Origin of the sequence: Herpetosiphon llansteffanensis (assembly GCF_003205875.1) — a bacterium.
GTDB classification, from domain to species: Bacteria; Chloroflexota; Chloroflexia; order Chloroflexales; family Herpetosiphonaceae; genus Herpetosiphon; species Herpetosiphon llansteffanensis.
Genome location: NZ_PUBZ01000102.1, coordinates 1 through 21,253 on the forward strand (window position 1 = coordinate 1; position 21,253 = coordinate 21,253).

19 protein-coding genes and 1 riboswitch are annotated in these 21,253 nt (G+C 49.7%); of the genes, 6 read left to right on the plus strand and 13 right to left on the minus strand.

Annotated features, from left to right (window positions below):
* Nucleotides 1-165: 165 nt before the first annotated feature.
* Entirely contained in the window at nt 166-3,708 is a 3,543-nt protein-coding gene (gene metH / locus C5S61_RS14635) for a methionine synthase (protein WP_110515847.1), read from the minus strand.
* A gap of 97 nt (nt 3,709-3,805) precedes the next feature.
* Nucleotides 3,806-3,908, minus strand: a riboswitch (SAM riboswitch).
* Between the two features lie 493 nt (nt 3,909-4,401).
* Here metH and nadD point away from each other — a divergent pair.
* Together nadD and nadB are read left to right on the plus strand one after the other, a co-directional pair.
* A complete protein-coding gene (nadD, locus tag C5S61_RS14640; RefSeq protein ID WP_110515849.1) occupies nt 4,402-5,010 on the plus strand; it encodes a nicotinate-nucleotide adenylyltransferase in 609 nt (202 codons plus the stop codon).
* Nucleotides 5,011-5,033: 23 nt separating this feature from the next.
* Complete coding sequence (gene nadB / locus C5S61_RS14645) at nt 5,034-6,557, plus strand: L-aspartate oxidase (protein ID WP_110515851.1); 1,524 nt, start codon at nt 5,034-5,036, stop codon at nt 6,555-6,557.
* 55 nt (nt 6,558-6,612) lie between these two features.
* On the opposite strand, the gene C5S61_RS14650 is transcribed toward nadB, so the two are convergent.
* Nucleotides 6,613-7,398 carry a DUF3226 domain-containing protein gene (locus C5S61_RS14650; RefSeq protein ID WP_110515853.1) on the minus strand — a complete coding sequence of 262 codons (786 nt, stop codon included), beginning with the start codon at nt 7,396-7,398 and terminating at the stop codon, nt 6,613-6,615.
* Complete coding sequence (locus tag C5S61_RS14655; RefSeq protein ID WP_110515854.1) at nt 7,398-8,522, minus strand: AAA family ATPase; 1,125 nt, start codon at nt 8,520-8,522, stop codon at nt 7,398-7,400. The genes C5S61_RS14650 and C5S61_RS14655 overlap by 1 nt, the downstream gene beginning before the upstream one ends.
* A 210-nt stretch (nt 8,523-8,732) precedes the next feature.
* Here C5S61_RS14655 and C5S61_RS14660 point away from each other — a divergent pair, with 210 nt between their 5' ends.
* Nucleotides 8,733-9,365: a CPBP family intramembrane glutamic endopeptidase gene (locus tag C5S61_RS14660; protein ID WP_164689499.1), complete on the plus strand. Its 633-nt coding sequence runs from the start codon at nt 8,733-8,735 to the stop codon at nt 9,363-9,365.
* On the opposite strand, the gene C5S61_RS14665 is transcribed toward C5S61_RS14660, so the two are convergent.
* The 3 genes from C5S61_RS14665 to C5S61_RS14675 all read right to left on the minus strand — a co-directional run bounded on the left by C5S61_RS14665 (nt 9,346) and on the right by C5S61_RS14675 (nt 12,932).
* The gene (locus tag C5S61_RS14665; protein WP_110515858.1) at nt 9,346-11,346 is read right to left on the minus strand and encodes a sensor histidine kinase; all 2,001 of its coding nucleotides are present in this window, start codon (nt 11,344-11,346) and stop codon (nt 9,346-9,348) included. The two genes, C5S61_RS14660 and C5S61_RS14665, sit on opposite strands and share 20 nt — an antisense overlap.
* Nucleotides 11,347-11,360: 14 nt before the next feature.
* On the minus strand, nt 11,361-12,038 hold the full coding sequence (locus tag C5S61_RS14670) for a response regulator transcription factor (RefSeq protein ID WP_110515860.1): 678 nt from the start codon (nt 12,036-12,038) through the stop codon (nt 11,361-11,363).
* Between the two features lie 69 nt (nt 12,039-12,107).
* A complete protein-coding gene (locus C5S61_RS14675) occupies nt 12,108-12,932 on the minus strand; it encodes a hypothetical protein (RefSeq protein WP_110515862.1) in 825 nt (274 codons plus the stop codon).
* A 163-nt stretch (nt 12,933-13,095) separates the two neighbouring features.
* On the opposite strand from C5S61_RS14675, the gene C5S61_RS14680 reads away from it, so the two are divergent.
* Nucleotides 13,096-14,274, plus strand: a complete 1,179-nt coding sequence (locus C5S61_RS14680; protein ID WP_110515865.1) for an acyl-CoA dehydrogenase family protein — start codon at nt 13,096-13,098, stop codon at nt 14,272-14,274.
* On the opposite strand, the gene C5S61_RS14685 is transcribed toward C5S61_RS14680, so the two are convergent.
* From C5S61_RS14685 to C5S61_RS14690, 3 genes are all read right to left on the minus strand, one after another.
* Nucleotides 14,275-15,066 (minus strand): alpha/beta hydrolase, encoded by a 792-nt coding sequence (locus tag C5S61_RS14685; protein ID WP_164689501.1) that lies wholly within the window; start codon nt 15,064-15,066, stop codon nt 14,275-14,277. It abuts the gene before it with no gap.
* A complete protein-coding gene (locus C5S61_RS26890) occupies nt 15,047-15,679 on the minus strand; it encodes a hypothetical protein (RefSeq protein WP_164689502.1) in 633 nt (210 codons plus the stop codon). Before C5S61_RS26890 ends, C5S61_RS14685 begins: the two co-directional genes overlap by 20 nt.
* Before the next feature lie 172 nt (nt 15,680-15,851).
* Nucleotides 15,852-16,136: an isoamylase early set domain-containing protein gene (locus C5S61_RS14690; RefSeq protein WP_041304451.1), complete on the minus strand. Its 285-nt coding sequence runs from the start codon at nt 16,134-16,136 to the stop codon at nt 15,852-15,854.
* A gap of 432 nt (nt 16,137-16,568) precedes the next feature.
* Between C5S61_RS14690 and C5S61_RS27695 the strand changes: the two genes are divergently transcribed.
* Complete coding sequence (locus C5S61_RS27695) at nt 16,569-17,165, plus strand: cold-shock protein (protein WP_110515869.1); 597 nt, start codon at nt 16,569-16,571, stop codon at nt 17,163-17,165.
* A gap of 60 nt (nt 17,166-17,225) precedes the next feature.
* Here C5S61_RS27695 and C5S61_RS14700 read toward each other — a convergent pair whose 3' ends face one another.
* Genes C5S61_RS14700 through C5S61_RS14710 form a run of 3 tightly spaced genes read right to left on the minus strand, consistent with a single transcriptional unit; the run spans nt 17,226 to nt 19,047 of the window.
* Entirely contained in the window at nt 17,226-17,420 is a 195-nt protein-coding gene (locus tag C5S61_RS14700; RefSeq protein ID WP_110515871.1) for a hypothetical protein, read from the minus strand.
* Nucleotides 17,421-17,456: 36 nt separating this feature from the next.
* Nucleotides 17,457-17,801, minus strand: coding sequence for a ribosome silencing factor (rsfS, locus tag C5S61_RS14705; RefSeq protein ID WP_110515873.1), 345 nt, complete (start codon nt 17,799-17,801; stop codon nt 17,457-17,459).
* Between the two features lie 58 nt (nt 17,802-17,859).
* The gene (locus C5S61_RS14710) at nt 17,860-19,047 is read right to left on the minus strand and encodes a glycine C-acetyltransferase (RefSeq protein WP_205701406.1); all 1,188 of its coding nucleotides are present in this window, start codon (nt 19,045-19,047) and stop codon (nt 17,860-17,862) included.
* Nucleotides 19,048-19,274: 227 nt separating this feature from the next.
* On the opposite strand from C5S61_RS14710, the gene C5S61_RS14715 reads away from it, so the two are divergent.
* The gene (locus C5S61_RS14715; protein WP_110515877.1) at nt 19,275-19,724 is read left to right on the plus strand and encodes a hypothetical protein; all 450 of its coding nucleotides are present in this window, start codon (nt 19,275-19,277) and stop codon (nt 19,722-19,724) included.
* 422 nt (nt 19,725-20,146) lie between these two features.
* On the opposite strand, the gene C5S61_RS14720 is transcribed toward C5S61_RS14715, so the two are convergent.
* Nucleotides 20,147-21,175, minus strand: coding sequence for an STAS domain-containing protein (locus C5S61_RS14720; protein ID WP_164689504.1), 1,029 nt, complete (start codon nt 21,173-21,175; stop codon nt 20,147-20,149).
* Between the last annotated feature and the right edge of the window lie 78 nt (nt 21,176-21,253).

Genomic DNA, 21,253 nt, shown 5'->3' on the forward strand with positions numbered 1-21,253 from the left:
ATAAGTATCGGGGATCGGGGGTTGGGGATTGGGGATCAGAACATTTTGGATGCGTTTCGTGAATGAGCTTTAACGCAGAGGCGCAGAGAAACTTTAATTCTCTGCGCCTCTGCGTTAAGTGCTGACCCTTTAACTTTTCATCCCTCAACCCTCATACTTCATCCTTTAATTAGCGAGTTCAGCAATATCGCTTGCAGCGCGTTCAGCAACCGAGCCAATTGAAAAGTATTTGGCATCGGGGTGGTGCACGACGATTGCAGCGGTGCTTTGCTCAGGGTCAAGCTGGAAGGCCGAGGTCAAGCTAACGCCAATTTCTTGGGCTGGCAAGACGCTGAACAGCTTGGTATGCTCTTCGAGATCGGGGCAGGCTGGGTAGCCCCACGAGTAGCGTTTGGCCTGATAGCTTAATCCTAGGCCTTGGCTAATAATTTTGTTAGTAAATTCGGCCACTGCTTCGGCGTAGGTTGTGCTCAAGCCATGGCTAAAGAACGATTCGCTGTAGTCGCTGGCTTTTTGCAAGGTCTCAACGCGCTCGGCTGCGACATGACCCATCGTCACGATTTGTAAGCCAACCACATCGAACTCACCGCTCTCGATTGGCCGGAAATAATCGGCCAGACACAGGCGTTCGCGGCTTGGTTGGCGTGGGAAGGCAAAGCGCGTCAAGACGGTTTTGCGATCTTTGGGATCGTACACGACCAACTCTTCGCCAGCAGCTTGAGCAGGGAAATAGCCATAAACTGCTTGAGGTTGCAACCAGCCGTTGCGCTTGGCATCGTCGATCATGCGGCGCAAGCGCGGCTTGAATTCATCATTAACTACCCGATCGTATTCTGGGCCTTTGAGATTTTTGATGCCCCAACCCAAGCGCCAAAGTGTATTCAAATCGAGATAGGGAGTGACATCATCGAGCCGAATTTTTTTGGCAACTTGCACGCCCCAGAATGGTGGGGTTGGCACAGGATTATCGTTGCGAATTGCTGAACGCACGCCGCTTGGATTATCTTTGCCCAGTTTTTCGAGCACAGTGCGACCGCGTTCTGGCGCTTTTAACGATTCGCGGGCTGCTTCTTCCATCACGCTCATATACTCTTCGCGGGCGGTTGGGTCGGAAAGTTTATCCATCGTTTCGAGGCCTTCGAAGGCATCTTTACAATAGAAAACGCCGCCAGTGTAGGCCACTTCTGGCTCGGGGAAGAGAATTCGTTGGCCATATTGGCGATTGATCGCCGCGCCACCAACCAGCACTGGAAAGGCTAAATTGCGTTTGTGCAGCTCTTGCACGCACAATGGCATTTGCTTCGATGTGCTGACCAGCAAGGCCGAAAGCCCGATTGCATCCGCGCCAACTTCGAGCGCTTTTTCGATGATTGTATTGACTGGAACTTGCTTGCCCAAATCGTAAACGGTGTAGCCATTATTCGACAAAATGGTGTAGACCAAGTTTTTGCCAATGTCGTGCACATCGCCATAGACTGTGGCGAGTACCACTTTGCCCTTGGTCGTGCCTTCCAAGCGATCAAGAAATTGTTCGAGGTGGGCAACTGCACGTTTCATCACTTCAGCAGATTGCAACACATAGGGCAAAATCAATTCTCCAGCGCCGAATTTATCGCCAACTTCTTTCATCGCTGGCAGCATCACGCCATTGAGCACATCGATTGCAGCTTCGCCTTGGGTTTGGCCGCCAGCCTCGCGCCATGCCCGCGATTCGTCGATGTCGGCTTCGATGCCATCTTTTTTGCGATGCAGAATCTTCCAGTGAATCCGCTCTTCGGCGTTCATGGTGGCGGTTGGGTCTGCTTTGGCTTCGCCTGCAACTGCTGAATTGGCCTCGAAATATTGGATGAAGCGGGGCAACGCTTCTTCATCACTGTTGAAAATCACATCTTCGCAGACCTTACGGGTTTCGGCTGAAATCTCGGCAAATGGCATAACGTGGGCAGGGTTGATAATCGCTGCATCAAGTCCAGCCTTAACTGCGTGATACAAAAAGACCGAGTTGAGCGCTGAACGAGCGTGCGGCTGAATCCCGAAAGAGAGATTCGAAACGCCTAGCACAGTCATCGCACCGGGAATTTCGGCCTTGATCCGGCGAATGCCTTCCAATGTTTCTTTGGCCGATTCGCGCAATTCTGCTTGGCCAGTGGTTAATGGGAAGGTCAGGGCATCAAACAGCCACGCATCATTCTTTACGCCATAATCTTGACGACCCAACTCGGCCATACGCTTGGCTATAGCAACTTTGGCTTCAGCAGTATGCGCCATGCCTTCTTCATCAATTGTCAAAGCAACGATTGCTGCACCATAACGGGCGACCAACGGCATGGTTTTGTCGAATTTCTGTTCGCGCCCGCCTTCGAGCGAAGTTGAGTTGATGATTGCGCGGCCTGGATACATTTGTAGGGCTGCGTCAATCACCTCATACTCAGTTGAGTCGATGACCAAGGGCAATTCAACGCCCATAGATAACTTCTTGAGCAACTTTTGCATTTGCTCTTTTTCATCGGGACGTTCAGTTAGGGCCACATTGACATCGAGCGCATGCGAGCCACTATCGGCCTGTTCGCGGGCAATTTGTAATATCCCATCATAATCATCTTTGAGCAACATTTTTTTGACTTTGCGTGAGCCAGTCGAGTTAACCCGCTCGCCGATGATGAATGGGCCTGGATTTTGGTGCAATGGCAGGGCACGCATGGCCGATGAAACTTGAGGAACAATTGGCGCTTGATTGGGCTTTGGTGTGTAATCGTTACCAATTGAATCGACCAAGGCGCGGAGGTGAGCCGGCGTTGTGCCACAACAACCGCCAACGACACGCACGCCCAAATCCTTGACAAACTCGGTTAACGATTTGGCAAAGCCTTCTGGCTCCAAGGGGAACACGGTTTCGCCGTTGACTTCCATTGGCAAGCCAGCGTTGGGAATACACGAAATTGGCAATTTGGAATTGGCTGCCAGATAGGTAATTGCTGGCCGCATATGCTCAGGGCCAGTCGAACAATTTAAGCCAATCACATCAACATCGGCCAACGCTTCGAGCGTGACCATCGTTGCTTGAATATCGGTGCCAAGCAACATACGCCCTGAAAGATCCAAGAACACTTGGGCTTGAATCGCAATGTCGGGGCGATTGAGTTCAGCCAAACCACGCCGAATGCCGTCGATTGCTGCTTTGACTTCGAGAATATCAACACTGGTTTCGACCAAAAGCACATCAACGCCACCTTCGACGAGGGCAATCGTTTGCTCTTTGAAGGTATCCGAAAGTGCATCCCAGGTGATGTTCGAGAGCGTTGGATCGTCGGAAGAAGGCAAGAAGCCAGTTGGCCCCATCGAGCCAGCGACGAAGCGTTTGCGGCCATCTTGGGCTTGGTAGCGGTCGGCGACGCTGCGAGCAAGTTGCGCCGCTTTGAAATTTTGCTCGTAGGTTTTATCGGCCAAACCCCATTCATGCAAGCGAATGCGAGTTGATTGGAAGGTATTGGTTTCCAACACATCAACGCCAGCTTCCATAAACGAGCTATGAATTTGTTCGATAATGTCGGGGCGCGTCAGGGCGAGATAATCGCGTGCGCCGAAGTACTGTTCGCCGCCAAAATCCTCAGGCTTGAGATCGTACAAATCCAAGCTAGTACCCATTGCGCCGTCGTAAATCAGAACACGTTTCGCCAATTCGGCGATGTAAGGTTTTATGCTGGTCATGACGCATTCCCTTTGTATGGATCGCGCTGCCAAAGCGCAGAACCACAGTTAAAAAAAACTCCTCGCACACTGGCGAGGGCTTCAATCATTGAGTTGCCACTCATCTATCAGCGCGATTGCTGCTGGAAGAAGCACCTTTCTCAGTGAGACGGTTGCTGGAGCGTCATCGGGCCAGATCCCTCGGCTCCTCGTGATGAGGTATTCAATTAATCGCAGTATAGCAAATCTTAGCGAAAAATCAAAGGAAGCATAGGGATCAGTTGTTAGGGATCGGGGATCGGGACGTTTTCGTCTTTGCATGCGTTGTGGATTGATTTTCAACGCAGAGGCGCAGAGCGACGATGGCTATAGGCTGTTGGCTATGGGCTATCGGAATGAATAAGCTGGTAAAGGTGGGCAAACTGCGGCTAAAATAGGGGTCAAGGGCTGGGGATCAGTTAGTTATCCTAGAGCTACGCCCTTCGCGATCTTCGCGTACTTCGCGGTTTCGTCCTTCGTGACCTTCGTGTGCTTCGTGGTTTCGTCCTTCGTGACCTTCGTGCGCTTCGTGGATCATCATACGTTGCCTTTTGCCTTCATAATTCATCCCTCATCCTTCATATTTTTTAATTAGTGTGATATTGACAAAAAGCAGAATCGCGCTATACTACTTTGCACTTGGTGTCATAGTGACTATTAATGGAAGGAATGGCTATGCAACGGGTTGGGCTTTTGGGCGGAACCTTCGATCCCATTCATCATGCGCATTTAGCAATTGCCGAGGAAGCGCGAGTGGTGTTGGGTTTGAATCGGGTCGTGTTTATGCCAACGGCCCAGCAGCCTTTGAAGCAACAGCACTATAGCTCAGCCAACCAACGCCTTGCCATGACCGAACTGGCAGTAGCCGATAATCCCGCCTTTGCAGTTTCCAACATCGAAGTTGAACGTAGCGGCGTTTCCTATACCATCGACACCGTGCATGAATTGAACATTATTGAACCAGCTGTGGAATGGTGGCTGATTGTTGGCGCTGATAGTTTGGCAACTTTGCCACGCTGGCATGCCGCCAACGAGTTAGTTCAACTAGCCCATTTTGCTATTTTAGAACGGCCTGGCTTCGAATTGGATTGGCAAGCCTTGCTCGACCAATTTCCCAGCCTTGCCACGCGCAGCATGCGAATTCAAGGCCCACGCATGGATCTTTCGGCGACTGAATTGCGTAGTCGCTTGCAGGCTGGCTTGCCTGTGCGCTATCTCGTTCCCGATGCCGTTGCCAGCTACATTGCCGAGCAGCGGCTTTACTTTGCCCAACCTAGCGCTTAACCACGAAAGGATTTACCCGTTCTATGAACGATTATATTATTGTTGGCTCAGGCATCGCAGGCTTATACACCGCCCAATTGGCAGCTCAACATAATCTCAAAGTTGTTTTAGTAACCAAAGAGGCGGTTGAGGAATGTAATACGCGCTATGCCCAAGGTGGCATTGCCGCCGCAATTGGCGAGCACGATTCACCAGAATTGCATATTGAAGATACTTTGGTTGCTGGTGCTGGCATCAGCGATCCTGCCGCCGTGCGGGTGTTGTGCGAAGAAGGCCCAGCTCGTGTGCATGAGTTGATCAATTTGGGCGTGCCGTTTGATACCCATAATGGCTCAATTGCCTTAACTCGTGAGGCTGCCCACTCTGAGCGGCGTATTTTGCACGCTGGCGGAGATGCAACTGGCGCAGCTATCGAAACTACCTTGGCAGGTGTGGTTGCCAATACCAATGTTGATGTGCGAGCTTGGACCTTGGCGACCGAAATTATGTTGGAAAATGGCCAAGCAGTTGGCGTGCGCACGCTTGATGCGCGGACTGGCGAACGCGGCGAAGTTCGAGCCAAGCGGATTGTGCTGGCAACTGGCGGTGCTGGTCAGCTTTTCCAAGCCACGACCAACCCAACCGTGGCAACTGGCGACGGCGTAGCCTTGGCCTATCGGGCTGGGGCTGGGGTTTCAAATATGGAATTCTTCCAGTTTCACCCAACAGCTCTGCGTTTGCCAGGCGCGCCGGGCTTTTTGATTTCTGAGGCTGTGCGTGGCGAAGGTGGCGTTTTGCGCAACGCTGCTGGCGAACGCTTTATGCTCAAATTACATCCCGACGCAGAATTAGCACCGCGTGATGTGGTAGCGCGGGGCATTGCCGCCGAAATGGTTTCGACCGATGCGGATCATGTGTATCTTGATGTGACCCATTTGCCAGCCGATTTGGTGCTGTTGCGCTTCCCCACGATTGCCAAAGTCTGCCGCAGCCATGGCTTAGATATTACCAAAGAGCCAATTCCGGTTGCGCCTGCTGCTCACTACATGACTGGCGGCGTGGTGACCGATTTGCATGGCCGCACCAGCGTCCCCAATTTATTCGCGGTTGGCGAAGTTTCGATGACCGGCGTGCATGGCGCGAATCGCTTGGCCTCAAATTCGTTGCTTGAGGTCTTGGTTTGGGCTAAACGAGTGATTGAAGCTCCTGATGGCCCAATCGAAGCGCCAACATTTCCTCAAACGACCCAAGCCATCACCATGGCTGCCGAAGCCGATGAAACGCCATTTAGCCGTGCTGCGTTGCAACGCCTGATGTGGCGTAACGTTGGCATTGTGCGCGAGGCCGATGGTTTGGGGTCTGCGCTACGGCAGTTGGTGGCATGGCGTGATGTCCAAGCCGAGCCAAGCACTGTGCGCGAGTATGAAGATGCCAATTTGTTGATTGTGGCAACGCTTTTGACCTACGCTGCCTTGTTGCGTGAGGAAAGCCGTGGTGCACATGCCCGCCGCGATTTCAGCGAAACCCGCGAGGTGTGGCAACGCTACTTGGTACTAAAACAAGGCTAATTGGGGATTGATCAAGCGTAGATATTGATCATTGAACTTAAATATCTACGCTTGATTATTCGACTGCTAAGTTTAATAAATTAGCCAAAAATAGCCGAATTGCTTGAATTTCTGGAAGATTTTGCGTTTTTTCACTAATCCAACTATTATCACTTAACGATACTTGGATCGTTTTACTTGGACGCAAAACGTTCACAATACTGCCTACGATTGCTTTATTTTTGCCAGCAGGTTTTTTGAAATATTTTTTATCAGACGCGACAAATTCTGCTGAATCTAAATTAACTTCATTGATAAACTTCTCTGCTCCTGTATAAAGCGACGGATATACCTGTCGAGCACATTCAAGCAAAATGGTTTCTAAAGTACCTTGATGTTGATTATTTGGTAAAATATAGCAACCAATTTTTGGTGTGCTTTGACTTATTTCATGCATTGATTTGGGAGGATCAATCTTTTTGATTTTGAGTAAGTTAGAAATTTCGCTAAAACGTTCACTTGGGGTTTTATCATAATCACAATCGAGAATAATTCCGATACTTGCTAAGATTGCCGTATCAATTAGCGATAGACTTTCTTCAATCGTGTTTACAATACCAGAATCACCTTGAGCGCTTTGAATCGCAAGGCTATACCCTTCTTTTTGTAAAAAATAGGGTACTGGAACACGGCGTAGTAAGTCATCATTATATGGAAATTTAGTTGGCACTAATTTATGCCAATATGGATCAAGATCAGGATATTTTTTAATTTTCTGAAAATTATAAAAATATTCGAGTATTTTAACAATAAATTCAGTATCATGTGGCCCTTCAACCACAACATAATCAAATTGAGTCATTAGCGTACATCCAATCCACGTTCATAACGTAAACGCTGGAGTAAATCGCCATTATAGCGTTTAACTATAGTTTGATGATCTTTTGTATCGAGATGATACGCACTAATTGCAGAAAGATCTGATTGATTAGCACTAATCAAGGCATCAACTGCTTCTAAGCTATGGGTTGTAACAAAAAGTTGAACATCGTATTTTTTGCATAAACTGACTACTTTCGTGAAAATAGAGCCAAGTACTGACTGATGAATAGCCGTTTCTAATTCATCAATCAGTAGTACTCCGCCTTTGACTGATTGGATTGCTAAGGCAATAGTCAAAATACGGCGTAATCCATCACCAAACGTATTAATTGGTGCTAGCCCAATTTTTTTATGCTCAACATAAAATTTTGCAGCTGAATTAGCCAATTGTAAAATTTCAATATTTTTGATATTAGGCTCAATTGCGTGCAAAATATCAATAAGTTCATTCCGGTTATTTTCAACAACAATTTCGGAAAAGGTATTTTTTTGTGTTTCTTCAAACCAATGACTAATTGGTGAAATAAAGTAGCTTGAAAGTAATGTTTGGATTGGTTTTAGGCTACGATAACGAAAAGGTTCATTTTCCCAAATTTGAAATTTAGTATGAATTGGATTATACGGACTACCGCTAAATAGTGAATGTTGATTTGTATATTGATTGGCTTCAATCAATATATCAGCGCCTTTTTGCTCATAAATATCATTTGAATTTGATTCTTGATCAATCATTTTTTGATTGTAGCCGATAAACTCTTTGAAATTTGCATTTATATGATGAATATTAAATTGACCTTGACTAGATAAAGCAATTGAGCCTTCATAAAATTGATTTGAATCGATTTTTGTCTGTGGAAATAGCCATTTTATTGATTCTAAAATAGTTTCGCGCGCAAGAGAATTACCACGACCATCACGGCGTTGCGCTACCCGAATCCATTCAATTGGATTATTAGCTTGGCAGTAAACTGCTAATGCTTCTAAAATACTTGTTTTTCCACTATTATTCATACCAACAAGCAAGTTAACCTGACCTAATCCTTGAAGAGTTAGCTCACGTATGCCTCTAAAGGTATGAATAGTGAATTGATCGAAATGTTGCATACGACACACCCTTACTATGCTTATGCTTATTAGTGGTATTGTGCTTAAATTCAAAGTTATTGTACAGAATAGACTATACAGTAATTTTGGTCAACTCTTGTTGCAATCATTGCCATCAATGTTCATCTTTTGTGCGCAGATTGGTGCTTGGTTTTAGCCTCAACATCGCAGATGATGAGCGTTTGATGCGGTAAAAAAAGGATGTGGCCAATGCGGCAGTGGTGGCTATGGGTGGAATTATTGGCTTTATTTGGTGGTGTGCCATTGATGCTGCGCTTTGCTGTGCCTGCCAGTTGGTGGTTTGGGGTGCTTGGTTTGGCGGCGCTGGGGTCGTGGTTTTGGTTGCGGCGGCGCGGCGTGCCAATTGGGCTGTGGCAAGAGCGCTTGAATCCGCGCGAAAAACATAATCTTTGGCGCTTGCTTCGGCGCTTTGGGCTGGCAAGTCTGCTGGCGGTGCTGTTGGTATGGCTCTGGCAACCAGCCAATTTATTCAATTTGCCGCGCCAGGAACCATGGGCTTGGCTGATTATTATTGTGGCGTACCCGATTGTTTCGGTGTATATTCAAGAATTGGTTTTTCGGGGCTTGTTTTTCGAGCGCTACCGCGATTTGCTGAGTGCTGATTGGCTGTTGTTGCTCAATGCTGTAGTGTTTGGCTGGGCGCATATTATTTTTCGCAATCCCTACGCTGTAATCTTGACGATTATCGGCGGCTGGCTGTTTGGTGATACCTATCGTAAAACCCGTTCGCTGCGCTTGGTGTGTTTGGAGCATGCCTTGTATGGTAATTTGATGTTTACGGTTGGGCTAGGGCATTATTTTTTCAGTCGTGGCTTGGGCTAAGTGGCAATATGATGTGAAAATTGCTGCCCTTGCCAAGCGTGCTTTCAACCGTAATTGTGCCAGCGTGAGCCTCGATAATTTGCTTAACAATCGCTAAGCCCAAACCACGCCCGCCAGTATCGCGATTGCGCGAGGCATCGGCGCGATAGAAACGCTCGAAAATATGCGCTAGATCATGGGCTGCAATACCCTCGCCAGTATCCTGAATGTGCAGGCTAATCTGCTCTTGATCGCTGGTGCAGTTGAGCACAATGCGGCCATTGGCTGGGGTATGGCGAATTGCATTTTTGAGCAGATTGCCCAAGGCTTGCACAATGCGCGTGCGATCAACAGCGATGCTTGGCAGTGGCTGTTCGATCGTTAGTTCGAATTGAATGCCCGCGTTGAGTGCAGGCTGTTGCCAACGCTGGTGCGTTTCGCGCAACAACTGAGCAAAATCAAGCATTGTTTGGTTAAAATCGAGGCTCTGCGACTCAGTTTTGAGCAGCAAGGTTAAATCATCAAGCAAACTAACGATCAATTTAATCTCATGTTCAACGTGATGTGCAGCCTCGTCGGCGCTTTGTAGCTCGTCAGCCAAGCCTTCCATTTCAAGCTGAATCACGCTGAGCGGCGTATGCAATTCGTGGGTCAAATCGTGAATTAAGCGGGTTTGCAGCATGCGCTGTTGGGCTAGCGAATTGGCCATATGATTGAAGGCACTGCTCATTTGGCCAAGCTCATCGTGCGAACGAATTGGCACTTGGGTTTGCCAATTGCCAGCAATAATGTGCTTGGTGGCTTGAGTTAATGCCAAAACTGGCGCAGTAATCGTGCGCACCAGCACAAAGCCCAGGGCCAAAACAACCATACCAACGATTACGCCGCTGATAATTAATGCATGGCCTGTGCTGCGTAAAAATGCGCCTTGTTGCTCGGTATAAGCGTGGGTTCCAGTCACCATCAAGGCCGAGCCAATCAATTCGTTGCTAATTAAATCGTAGAGTGGAATCGCATGTTGGCGCAGATCGGCGGCTAATTGCTGATCATGGTTGAGTTGCTGAGCGCTATCATAGGCCACATTACCTGCTGGATCGAGAATAATCAGCCGTTCATCGCCATGCAACACCGCTTGCAAGGCCCATTGTAGCAACAAACTATCGTGGTGAGCAAAACCAAACTGTTGCGTAATTGGTCGATGCAGTGCTTGGGGATCGATAAAATTCCAGGCCGATTCAACGATCATTGGCAATTCATTCAAAATGCTGCTCAGCGAGATACTGGACATCGATTTGAGCCGTTCAAGTTCGGCGGCAACGATAGTTTGCACCAGCGCTTTTGGTTCGGTTTGGTAGTTTTGCGCCAAGGCCACAAAACCTTGGGGATGCGTCAAGCCTTGCTGAATCTCACTTGGGCTGGCAGCTAGCTTTTTTTGAATCAGATTAAGCCAATCAGGGCTGGTTTGATATTCTACAAAATAACGAATTTGCGATTTTAGCGCCGTGTCAGCGCCTATCGCCGGAACTCCAGCCATGGCGAAGGTCATTGGCATGGTGGCATGCGGCAGTTGAATTTGCTCAAGGCTTACGATCAAATCTTCAGGATTAAGATTATGCGCAATCGCCACGCTTTCGATACTGCCCGCGCTGCCAACCTCAACTTGCAAATGTTCAGGGCTGATGCCAATTGCCTCGGCGCTCTGTTGCCAAAGTTGGCCGCTACTGACGCTGATTAATGCTGGTGCAAGCGGCATGGTAACGGTTTGGCTGAGCGCTTCACTTTGTTCTAATAACGCTGGCAGCGCCGACCAATCGGCATTATAGGCATGGCTGGCTTCGAGCCATGGCGCAAGTTGGGCGGTGCGCATTTGGCTTTGGTCGCCAACAAAAATATCGAAGCGCTGCGTTGTAAGCAAATAGGCGCTTAGCCCGCTCAACAAGAGTGTTGCCCCAATGACGAGGCCAAATGCTGCACCCAATTTCCAACGTACTGATCGAAGCATAGCACCCTACCAAATTAATCAACGAATTTATAGCCAAGCCCATACACGGTAATAATATATTGTGGATTGGTGCGATCGTGTTCGATGCGCTGGCGCAAACGGGCAATATGCGCATCGAGCGAGCGATCAAAGCCAGCATAATCACCAGCAAAGACTGCCTCAAGCAATTGTTCGCGGCTGAGAATTTGGTTGGGGTGGCGCATAAAGGTTGCCAGCAAGGCTAATTGAATTTTGCTCAATTCGACAGGCTGGCGATTGACCATGCATTGATGCTGGGTCAAATCAAGCTCAATCAGGCCGCGTTTGAGGGTTTGGCTTGGTTGCATCGGCTGACTACGGCGTAAGACTGCCCGCACACGGGCCACCAATTCGCGGGCGTTGAAGGGCTTGCCTACATAATCATCGGCCCCAAGCTCTAGGCCCTGAATTCGTTCTTCGTCGCTGCTACGCGCAGTTACCATAATAATTGGCGTATTGTTGATTTGGCGAATGGCCTTGAACACCGCGAGGCCATCCAATTTGGGCAACATTAAATCTAAAACGACTAAACTTGGCTGATGCTGCTGCACCAAAGCCAAGCCAGTCAGGCCATCGCTTGCCAAATAAGTTGCAAAACCAGCTTGCTCAAGATACAACTGCATCCAATGGGCAATCCGTTCTTCATCCTCAATAATCACGATTAATTCCGCCATAGTGCTTCCTTCGCCTGCAATGAAGTTGGCTGGTTGCAGGCGTGGTATCTACTGCAACCAGCCAATGATTTAGCGACTTGGTTCGGTTACTGGTTCGAGTGGCAAGGCTGGGATTGCTTCAACGGCTTCGCATTCGACAGCTTCTTCAACGCTTTCGGTTGTACCAGCAGCGTCATCAGCAATCTTGAAGCATTGAACGCCTTCGCCAGCAACAAAACTTGGCACATTGCTCACAAAATGCTCAATCATGGTGGGCAAATCGTTGGTAAAGAGTTCAGCATCTTCGGCGTTTAGTTCGCCATCAGCCACCAATTGATTGATGTTGGCGGTTTCAGCAGCCACAATTGCATCGATAACCGCCTGCTTACTTACCCCGTTGGCTGCTGCTTGATCGGCAATGCTTTGCTCAGCTTCGATGCCTGCGTGCAGTTCTTCGCTGCTAATGCCAATGGTTGCGGCGGCTAGCTCAAACCAATCGATGCCAGCGACTGCGCCAATTGCCACAACCGTTCCACATTCGCCTTCAGCAGTTTCTGCATTGATCGTCACAAATGGCTTGGTGATTTGCTCACTGGTTGCTTCGGTCGTTGTTTTAAGCTGGTCGCTGCTTGCTGCTACACTATGCTGAAGATGCAATGCACCGCCAACAGTTTGTTTATGCAGTTGCGTTGGCTGGCTCAAATGCTGTTGGCTCATTGCTGAATGATGCAATGGCGCAACCCCAGCCACGCCCGGCACATGACATTCGATGGTAACATCATCAGCATTTGAACTAACTGTGATGCTATGCACTGGTTGATTGTTGCTGGCCGCCGAAGCCGCATTATTTGTCCAAAGATAGCCGCCACAAGCCAACGAAACAACTCCAACCGCCACTGCTAAATGTTTACGCATGTCCGAACTCCTTGTCAATCACAAATTACTTTCAATGGCGGTACTATAAAAAACAATTGTGATATAAATTCGACAATTGGCAACACGAAGTTAATAATTTGATGAGTTGCTGGTGGTTTGTGCTAAGCTTTTGCTAGTGTTTTGTTGATTAAGGAATAACCCAATGGCGATAGATGTACTGCATTCTGGCTTGACTGAACGCCAGCAAGCCTTTGTTCAACTTGGACGCGACATGGCGGCTCTGGTCAAGCCAACCGCAGCCAAGCATGATCAGGCTGCCAGCTTTCCCTTCGAGCATCTGTCGGTAATTTTTGCGGCCAAATACCAGGCCTTGAGCATTCCAACTGCTTTTGGCGGCCATGGAGCTAGTTTATTTGAGGCAATTTTGGCCCAAGAACAATTGGCCTACGGCGATGGCTCAATTGCCTTGGTTTTGGCAATGCCGATTCATGTGCTTGGCGGGATTATCGAAGGTCAGGCGTGGCAACCAAGCCAGATCGAGCGGCTTAGTCGTTTGGTAGTTGAACAGTCGGTTTTGCTCAATTCGGCGGCCAGTGAGCGCGAAATGGGTAGCCCAGCCCGCGGCGGTTTGTTTGCCACTGCTGCCCAGCCAGTTGCAGCTGGTTGGTTGCTGAATGGCCGCAAAATTTACACAACTGGCGCTCCTGCATTAACCCATGCCCTGATTAGCGCCACAATTGCCGACACCAGCGATACTGCGATCTTTCTGGTTGATCTCAAGCAGGCAGGCGTGACGATTGAACCAACTTGGCATGGCACGGCAATGCGGGCGGCTCGCAACGATGATATTGTGCTTGAAGACGTATTTGTTGCTGAAGCAAATCTTTTGCAACGTCGCCAACCAGGTTTGGTTGATCCGAGCCGTAGCAATGCTGGGGCTTGGTTTCAATTGAATATCGCGGCGATCTATTTGGGCATTGCCCAAGCTGCCCGCGATGTTGCCAGCAACTATGCCCGCGAGCGTCGCCCAACCGCGTTGGCTGGCAAAGCCATTAGCGAGCTAGAATCGATTCAGCGTCAGCTTGGCAAGGTCGAGCAATTGCTGCTGAGTGCGCGGAGTTTGCTCTATCAAACAGCCCAAATCTGGGAGCAAGCGCCTGCTGAACGCGGCAATTTGCGCACCTTGATTGCTACCACCAAAGCAACAGCGATTGAGCATGCAGTTGCTGCGGTTGAACAAGCCATGATTGTGGTTGGTGGAGCTTCGCTCTCGCCAGATTTGGCGCTCGAACGCTACGCGCGCGATGTGCGGGCAGGCCTGTTTCACCCGCCGACCATGGATGCGGCGCTCGTTGGCTTAGGGAGTTGGTTGGTCGAATAACTATTTTTGGTGGCGACTAGCCCAGCCTTCGATCGCATCGGCAACCAACGGCCAAGCTGAGTCAAACATTAAATCATGGGCTGCCTGCGGCACGATAATTAATGGTGCTTGATAGGCATTGGCCAACGAACGCTGCTCCGCGAGGGTAAATACGCGATCACGCTCGGCAGCAATCACCATGCTTGGGGTTTTGATTTGGCTTGGTTTGGGTTTATGTATGAGTGCATCAAGCAAAACCCTGAGCGATTCGTTGCCAAGTTGGCTGTGGATAGTTTGGGTTTCAGCGGCGGAAGCGTTATCACGTAAAAATAAATATTTTGCCAAGGCTGGTGTACGCACAAAACTATAGCCATTGGCCGTTGCCAAGGCACGAAACACGACACTTGGTTGCGTGCGCAGGCTGCGCAACGTAAAGCCCAACGGGCCTGTATGCGGCATGCTGGCCAGCAAAACTGCGGCGGGCAATGGGCGCTGCATGATGGCGTGTTGGACAATATAGCCGCCGAGGCTATGGCCTACGACGATTGGCGCTGGTTTGAGGGTTTCAACCAGCGCCAGCAAATCGTCGATATAGTGGTTTAAGCCAATTGTGTTGAAATAGCGCGGCATACTGCTGTAGCCATGGCCGCGTAAACTCAGCGTATGCACCACAAAGCCGCGTTCGGCAAAATCGTGAGCGGCATTATCCCAGCACCAAGCACCATGCCAAGCGCCGTGGAGCAGCACCAACGGTCGCTGATACAACAGCGTTTTCGGTTGGTAGCAACGATGTTCAAGCGTGTTGCTGGTCATTGGCTTCCTCTTGCGCCGCAGCCCGATCCCGTTCTTCGCGGATGAGCCGCAAGGTTGTGGTTTTATCATCGAGCGCATGGAAAATTGCCTGCATGATAACGGTATCAGTTGGGTCAAGATCTGCCAAAAGCCGTTGGCGATTGCTGTCGCCTGCAACCAGCAAACGGATGCGTTGAGCGAGTGCTTGCCATTGAGTTTGCGCTTCAAGCTGCGGCAAGAAGCCATCAAGGTCGGTGTAGGCGTGCTGAACTCCAAAGTAGGCGGCGGCTACGGTTAAGATAATTGGCCGCCATTCGCCGATCAGTTTGCTCAAACGCGCTTCTTCTAGGTCGGGCGTTTGGCTGACCGCCACCAAAATGGCCTGCACAATGGCTGCACTATTGGTATCGAGGCCAGCGCTGAGTTGGGCGAAATCGCGTTCGCCCGCCCAAATCCGTTCAACCGCAGCCTGAATAATCCAGCCGTTGTTATCAATTTGGGGCAATAAAAACTCGACCTCGGCGCGGCGCGTCTCGTCGCCATGGGCAATCGCGGCGATGACCTCAATTAATGGGGCAAAATGGGCAACCGCATCGCTGGTAGCGCGTTCAAAGGTCGGGTGTAGATCGAGCATGTCGAATATCCTTACTAGTAGTGAACAACACAAGAGCCTTGGTTCGCTGCACGAGTCCAATCAAGGCTCTGTGTATAATAGGCGATTGAGTGACTTTGTGTCAATATAACACCTATTAAGAACAATAAAACAACGAGCCATCCTCATTGATGCCTCGTCGTTTGTAGCTGGTTTAAGTGTAGACCACCGAATTCGCACCGCCAAACTCGTTTGGCTCGTAACGATCAGCGCTCCAATCGTTGAGCCAGCGTCCATCGGCAAGATAGCGATACTGGTAACTGTGATTGGGTGGCAGATCCATGGTGGTACTCCAGCCTTCCCCGGAACGCAACAGCGGGGTCGCCGTTTCGCTCCAATTATTGAACTCGCCAACAAGCGTGATCGTCTGGGCGGTGAGTGGGGCTGGGATGTTGAAGGTTACCCTCACGACCGTACCCTCGAGGCGTTTCTTCAGCATTAGGGCACTCCTTTGTGCGTTACAAAAATACAACGGCTTCGTTGCATTTCCTCTGCGTCCGAATCCTTGTATCTACCATCCTACTCGGCTTTCAAAGCAAGATCAATACCCAAAGCATTGGCATTTCCTAAGAAATCTAGGCCATCTTGGTCTGTACTACATAGGACTAAAGAGCTAGCACCGATGCTTGCGATTTTAGGCGATCGGCTTCACCTCTGCGAGGAATTGACGTGGTTCGATCTGACCTGCTTTGAGCTGTTCAAAGAGCGCCAAATTGTCTTGACGCATAATCTGTTGTTGAAAAGAGGCAATTCGCGAATCTAGGCTATGCACTTGACAAGGTATCTATTTAATGATACTTTGTATCATTATAAAACGTGATTCGGCACCTGGTTTATGCCGAGCACCAATTCCAACATGGAGACCTGGGTTATGAATGAGCGTAGTACTGGCACGGTGGCGTGGTTCGATCCTGAAAAATCGTATGGTTTTATCACAACTCATGCAGGAGCATCGTTGTTTGTCCATCGACGGGCGCTTGGTGATGGACGACGATGGTTGGTTGAGGGTGAAGAAGTAAGTTTTGTGGTGGTTCGCGGCATGAAGGGTGATGAAGCCAACGATGTTTTAGTGACCAACGCGTTACCGCCAACGCCGCGCATTCGGGCCTACGAGCAACGCGAGGCTGGGGGCTATGGTGGTGAACGCTCGTTCGAGCGCCGTGATCGTTTTGCTGGTCAATGCCGACCAAGCAATAACGGCCCGCGCCGCGAGTGGAGCAATGGCCCGCGCGAACGCAGCCGTTCGTTCAGTGGTAGTGCTCCTGTTGGCCTGATTAACGCTCGGGTTGATTATATCGACCCCCAAGGGCGCTTTATGTTTGTGGCGCTCAGCGATAATCACGGCGATGCCTATGTACATTCGAGCTTGTTTAATCATGGTGGCAATCGGGTGCAAGTTGGCGATAGCGTCCGCGTCAGCGTTTCGGCAAGTGATCGTGGCTTACGCGCCAACTCACTTGAAATCTAAATTTGAGTTTTGCATATCCACTCAAGCAACAAGGCCGACTCGTATGAGTCGGCCTTGCTGTTATTGGAGAAATAGCTCGAAATTTGGTTTATGGTCGCGGCCTGTGAGGCGGCGGAACCCGCGCCCGATGGCTCGTACTGTATCTTCACCCAGCGAATACGCCAAGATCGAACCGAGAATCAAGCCTAAGGCGCTGCCTGCTGCTGCTCCAAGCGCAAAGACGACATAGCGTTCGCGTTGTGTGGATTTGTTCATGATGTACCTCGCACGTGATCGTCCTTGACCCGCCGATTACTGAAGAACGACAACTGGCATAGCTTTTTGCCACAATTTATCGAGCTTGTAAAAATCGCGTTGTTCAGGGCTAAAAATATGCACAACCACATCGCCAAAATCGAGCAAAACCCAGCCAGTTTCGGGTGAACCTTCGACTTTGGGTGTCGGTGCGCCTTCTTGGACTAACTGATCATCAATTTCTTTTACGACTGCTCGCAGCATACGCTCATTGCCAGCGGTACAAATCACCAAAAAATCGGCGAACGTGGCTAATGGGCGAACATCAAGCATGATAATATCATTTGCCTGCTTCGAGTCTGCTAAATCAACAGCACGGCGGGCAAGAACTTGCGCTTCGATAGGTGGACCTCCACATTTCTAGAACAGATTTTTTCTGCTTCCAATATACCATGAAACCTTAAATTAGCTGCATACTCCGCCCAACATGTTCGAAGATAGTGAGCGCTTCCGCGAGATCTACATTGCTATGGCTGGCAGTGACAATTGTGCGCACCCGACCTTTGTCGCGGGCCACGGTTGGGAAGGCGATGCCTTGGGCAAATACGCCTGCCTGAAACAGCTGATCGGAGAATTGCATGGCCTTGGCGCTCTCGCCAACAATAACTGGCGTGATCGGGGTTTCCGAGATGCCCGTGTTAAAGCCAAGTTGTTGCAATCCAGCCTTAAAGAACTTGGTATTTTCCCAAAGTTGTTGATGCAATTGCGCGCCTTCTGGGCTTTGCAAGAGCTTAACTGCTGCAATACAGGTTGCAGCCACCGCTGGCGGATGCGATGTGCTGAACAAAAATGGCCGTGAGCGATGCTCCATCAGCTGACGCAATTTGCTCGACGTTGCCACATACCCGCCCAAAGCCCCAATCGCTTTGGAAAGGGTACCAACCTGAATATCCCAATCTTTGATGCCATAATGGCTGACCGTGCCGCTGCCGTTGGTGCCAAGCACGCCCGATGCGTGAGCATCATCGACCATGGTGATGGCCTCGTAATGCTTGGCTAGCTCGGCGATGCGTGGCAAGGGCGCAATATCGCCATCCATGCTAAATACGCCATCGGTCACAATCAGCGTGTTGCGATATTTACCTTGATTATCCTGCAAGACCCGTTCCAAATCGGCCATATCGTTGTGGCGATACACGGCACGGGCTGCTTTGGTGAGGCGAACACCATCGATGATCGAGGCATGGTTCAGCTCATCGCTGATCACCAAATCGCCATCGTTGAGCACAACCCCCAAAACCGCTGCATTGGCCGTAAAGCCCGATTGGAGCACCAACACCGCCTCAGTATGCTTGAATTCGGCCAAGCGTTGTTCAAGCTCCTCGTGGATGCTCATTGTGCCAATAATCGTGCGAACTGCACCTGAACCAACCCCCAATTCCTCGATTGCTTTAATTGCTGCTGCTTTCAAGGCTGGATGATTGGCCAAGCCTAAATAATTATTTGATGAGAGATTGATCACCGATTTGCCATCGATGGTTGAACGTGGGCCGGTTGGGCTTTGTAATTCGCGCAATTTGCGAAAAATCCCTTGCTCACGCAAACTATTCAGTTGCTCATCAAGATATGCTTCAAACGAATGCGGCATCATCGCCCCCATACATAGCTATTCGCAACTATGGCTCAGCGCCATATGTTTCAGATGCATTATAGTGCATAAGCGCGCTTTGTAGATGCGATTGAGGGCTGATTAACCTGCGTTTGGCAATTGCAATACTTATGCTGCATTGTTGCGAGGATTGTGCATGTTGCACACGCCGATTCAAGACTACACTCAATCCAACCCATATTGGGATGGTATGAAATGAGGGTGTTGTGCGAGAACTGATTAAATTTTTGATTGCAGGCTTGTTGGTGATTGGCAGTTGTATCGGCATCTCGTTCTGGGCATGGGGGCCGCCAATCCGCGACGATCTGCCTGTATCGCTCCACGAAGGTGGTTTATATGATGAGTGGCAGCAAATCGAATCAGCTGATCCGACGCGCCTTTCTTTTGAAGTTAAGCTGTATCAAACCGAATTATGGAAGAACGTTACCATCGATCCCCGCAGCAAACCAGCGCTTGATTTGCAACTAGAACCATTGGATACCGATCAGATTCGACCATATGCGGCGTTTGTTGTCCGCGGCTCAATTTTGCGCGAATTTGCCTTGTCTGAGGATTCAATTGAGTTGGCATTGCATGGAATGAATGGCCAAAAAGCCCGCACAATTTGGCTTGATCGCCAATTGATGCTTGATCAAAAGACGCTGATCTTGCGCTAGATTAAACATTCCCTCACCCCCCAGCCCCTCCTTTCAAGGGTAGGTTTTTAACAATTGATGGTGGCATGAAGCGTTCCCTCACCCCCCAGCCCCCTCGCCCACTGGACGCGGGCGAGGGGGAGTCAATGCTGGTTTCCCAGCGATCTGGGGGGAAAAGCTCCTCAACCACAAAACACGGGCGAGAGTGAGCACCCCGTTTCCCCCGATGCATTGTGCAGAACCAGCGGGTTAAAGCCCCTCGCCCGCGCACGGGAGAGGGGTTGGGGGTGAGGGGATCTTAACTACCCTTGAAAGCCAGCCCCCTCGCCCACGAAAACGCGGGCGAGGGGGAGCGCCCGTTTTTACCGACGAATTGCATAAGAATCGCCGCATTTAAACACCCCTCGCCTGCATTCAGTGAGAAATTAGGTGAGGGGAATCTGCTAATAACTCGGTTTGCTGGTGGCGTAGGCTAAGCCGCTTTGCACATCGCGGAAGGTGCGAATATGCGCAATGTCGATGCCAGTATCGAGCAGTGCTTGCACGGTTTCGCTGCGCAAGCCAACGACGACTGGCTCGGTGCCAAGCAGTCGCACCGCGCTCAAGGTTTGCACCAACGACTCGGCCACCGCTTGATCGATTGTGTTGAGACCAGTTAAATCGATCAAAATTGTATGTGGGCGGCGTTGATAAATGGTGTTTAGCAATTCATCGCTTAGCAACGCAGCCCGTGTCAGATCGATGCTGCCAACTAGCGGCAACACCAACACTCGTTCGGCAATCGGCAGCACTGGCACGCTCATTTGGCGAATGGTTTCGCTGGAGCGTTGCAGTTCATCAAGCGCTTTTTCGAGGTAGAGCGTGCGTTTTTGCACCCGCTCTTCAAGCACGGTTTGGTTGCGCTCAAGTGCTTTGCTATGTTCGATGCTACTTTTCAGCAGCTGACGTAAGCGCCGTGCCGTAAACGAGGTTGTTGCTGCTGCGGTGCCAAAACAGCCGCCAGCAAACAGCAGATTCAGAATCGTAATATTTAATGAAAATGGCTGAGGGCTAAGCAGATCGGTGCTAACAAAAATAACGACAGCAATCACTGCATAAATCATACTCCAACGCGCTGGCAACAATAATGCCGCTGCCACAATTGGAATAAACAAACCATACATCCCGCGACTGGTTACGCCAACTGGGATTGCAACCACCAAAATAAGCGCAAAGTAGGGGATAAACATCGCATGAGTTGCCAACTCTGGTTGATCGATGCTGACCAACCAGCCTGAAACTCCGGCGGCGACCAAAATGCCAAACAAACAGCCAAGCGCTATTTGATTGCGTCCAACGCTAAGATCAACGCCTAAAACATAATACAGAATCAGCAACACAATAAAACTACTGCCGGTGATCAAAATGCGGCGTAAAGCCCGCTTACGCTGTTCGCGTTCTTCATTCCATAGGGCAATCAGTGGATCAGCCATGTGTGGTACCTGTGTAAATTGGCTATGGCGCATTATATCAGGCTTTTTTTCTGATGATTCAATGGACTGCCAGCATGC